The sequence below is a fragment of the Coprococcus intestinihominis genome (assembly GCF_040096555.1).
Lineage (GTDB): Bacteria > Bacillota > Clostridia > Lachnospirales > Lachnospiraceae > Coprococcus_A > Coprococcus_A intestinihominis.
In genome coordinates, this window is the sequence record NZ_JBBMEK010000370.1 from 1 (window position 1) to 2319 (window position 2319).

The 2319-nt window shown below is 45.9% G+C and carries 2 protein-coding genes; both read right to left on the minus strand.

Features of this window, described 5'->3' with window-relative positions:
* The coding region (gene glgB / locus WMO25_RS17250; RefSeq protein ID WP_349086410.1) for a 1,4-alpha-glucan branching protein GlgB at positions 1 to 1600 on the minus strand (1600 nt) is incomplete at its 3' end.
* Positions 1601 to 1618: 18 nt separating this feature from the next.
* Entirely contained in the window at positions 1619 to 2197 is a 579-nt protein-coding gene (locus WMO25_RS17255) for a TetR/AcrR family transcriptional regulator (protein ID WP_349086413.1), read from the minus strand.
* Positions 2198 to 2319: the final 122 nt, after the last annotated feature.

Consider the following 2319-nt stretch of genomic DNA (forward strand, 5'->3'; position numbering starts at 1 on the left):
TCCATGCAAAACCTTCCGGTGAATCATCCAGTTCATACAAAGCCGGCTCATTCTGATAGAAATGCAGCAAATCACGATAGTAATGGTTCAGCTGCTGATGCTCCGAATATTTCTCAAGCAAATGCCAGTCCAGACTCTTAGCCTCATTCCATTCCGCTGTCTGGGCGAAATCCTGTCCCATAAACAGCAGTTTCTTGCCCGGATGCATCATCATCAGACCATAGGCTGCTCTGAGATTGCCGAACTTCTCCGGCATTGTTCCCGGCATCTTGTAAATCATAGATTTCTTCAAATGCACAACTTCGTCATGCGAAAGCACCAGCACATAATTCTCGCTGTAAGCATACATAAAGCTGAATGTGATCTGATTCTGATGGTACTTACGGAAAATCGGATCGCACTTCATATACTCAAGGAAATCGTGCATCCATCCCATGTTCCATTTATAAGTAAAGCCAAGACCGCCGTCATCCACATCTCCAGTTACCTTCGGCCAGGCTGTAGATTCTTCCGCGATCATCATAGCCCCCGGATTTCTCTGTGCCACAATAGAATTCAGATGCTTCAGGAAAGTAATGGCCTCATAGTTCTGATTGCCGCCATCCTCATTCGGAATCCAGTTGCCGGAAGAACGACCAAAATCAAGATACAACATGGAAGCCACTGCGTCCACACGCAGACCATCCACATGGAACTTCTCAATCCAGAATAATGCATTGGCCACAAGGAAATTGGAAACCTCTGTTCTGCCGTAATTAAAACAATAGGTGCCCCATTCCGGATGCTCTCCCTTTCTCGGATCCTGGTGTTCATACAGTGCTGTACCGTCAAAACGTCCCAGTCCAAACTCATCCTTCGGAAAATGTGCCGGTACCCAGTCCAGAATAACGCCAATGCCATGATCATGCATATAATTCACAAAATACATGAAATCCGCCGGTGTACCGTATCTGGCTGTCGGAGCATAATAGCCGGATACCTGATAGCCCCAGGAACCATCAAAAGGATGCTCAGAAAGACCGATCAGCTCCACATGCGTATAACCCATTTCCAGAACATAATCTGCCAGCTCCACCGCCAACTTCTTAAAATTATAAAATTCTCCCGGCATGGAAGGATCTTTCTTCCATGAACCCGGATGCACTTCATAAATTGCCATTGGTGATTCTGTCTTCTTCTCCTGATGCGCCTTCCGCCATGCCTGATCCGTCCAGTCAAAATATCGTATATCCGCAACAACAGATGCATTATCCGGACGAAGCTGTGACTGATTGCCATAAGGATCCGCTTTCAAAACCGTATAGCCCTGGCTGGTCTCCACCGCAAATTTATATAAGTCTCCTGCCTTCACCCCCGGAACAAAAATATCCCATATTCCGGACTGCTGAACCGGCTGCATCGGATGCGCCGTTCTGTCCCAGTTGTTAAAATCGCCTACCACGCTGACACTTCTTGCATTCGGTGCCCATACAGAGAAATAAGTGCCCGCTTTGCCGTCTTCTTCAGCCAGATGCGCCCCCATCTTCTCATAAATCTCATAATGTGTCCCCTTTGCAAATAAATAGGTGTCCAATTCTGAAATTCTGTGTTCTAAAGCCATTGTATACCTCCCTGTCTCCTAAACGTAAATCCCGTATAAAAATTGATGAACCAATTCGTGTGCCTGACCTCCTGATAATTCCGGTCTGCTTTCTGCATCTCTGCCAAACCAGTAGAGCATATAATTGTTCAGCATTCCGAAAAAACCGATACTGTACTGTTCCTGGCGCCCCCGCATATTGCCGATAATATCTCCGGCTTTCAGAAACATGTCGGTCAGCATTCTGATAATCTCCTGCATGCACGGATAAATCACTTTGTAGGTGTCGGATTCTTTCGCAGAATACATCATAGCCATCATCAGCTTGTAATAAGCCTCATGACTGCTGCAGAAGTCCAAATAAAACTTCGTCAGAAGCTCCAGATTCATCGGCAAATCTCCTGCATATTCTGCCCGTACTGCCAGGCCGTCCCTCAACTGCACATAATCCTCCCGGGCAACTGCCTCAAGCAAACCGTACTTGCTGCCAAAATAATGATACAGCGTTGGCTTCGTCACTCCGGCCGCATCTGCAATTTCCTGAACACCAATGGCATCATAGCCTTTTTCATAGAAAAGCTGCAATGCTTTCTGCAAAATATTCATCCGATTGTCCATGCTTTTACCTCCTGACACCAGTATACCATTCGGTATAATAAAAAGCAATGGCTTTGCTTATTAATTCTCCTTCAAACTGTACCCATCTTCACTATTTTCTTCCAGAGTATACTTCAGCAAAT